Source organism: Pseudomonas sp. GW821-FHT02H09, assembly GCF_059421425.1.
On sequence record NZ_JBWKVA010000057.1, the window covers coordinates 1 to 578 of the forward strand.

At 65.1% G+C, this 578-nt stretch carries 1 protein-coding gene; it reads right to left on the reverse strand.

What is annotated here, in order from left to right; translation table 11 throughout:
* On the reverse strand, nt 1-500 hold a 500-nt coding region (locus tag AC07VR_RS31630; protein WP_495013648.1), incomplete at its 3' end, for a cadherin-like domain-containing protein.
* Between the last annotated feature and the right edge of the window lie 78 nt (nt 501-578).

Genomic DNA, 578 nt, shown 5'->3' on the forward strand with positions numbered 1-578 from the left:
TTGAGGGTCAGGGTCTGGTTCTCCGTGCCGGCAGCCGTATCGGCCACCGCCACCGGCGCATCGTTGGTGCCGGTGATCGTCACATCCACCGTGGAACTCGAGAGTGCCCCGTACTGGTCCTGCATCTGGTAGCTGAGGGTCACGTGCTCGACCACGCCTTGCGCCAGGTGGTCGAAGTCGCTCCCTGGGTTGAACACCAGCTGGTTGCCGACCACGCTGGCCGTGCCCTTGTTTGCCGGCGCACTCGCCGCGTTCAGCGTGAACAGGTGGCCGTCATCGACATCGGTGTCGTTGGCCAGCACGTTGACGGTCAGGGTCTGGTTTTCCGTGCCGGCGGCCGTATCGGCCACCGCCACCGGCGCATCGTTGGTGCCGGTGATGGTCACGTCCACCGTGGAGCTCGAGAGCGCCCCATACTGATCCTGCATCTGGTAACTGAGGGTCACGTGTTCGACCACGCCTTGTGCCAGATGGTCGAAATCGGCCCCCGGGTTGAACACTAGCTGGTTGCCGACCACGCTGGCCGTGCCCTTGCTCGCCGGCGCACTGACCGAGTTCAGCGTGAACAGGTGGCCGTC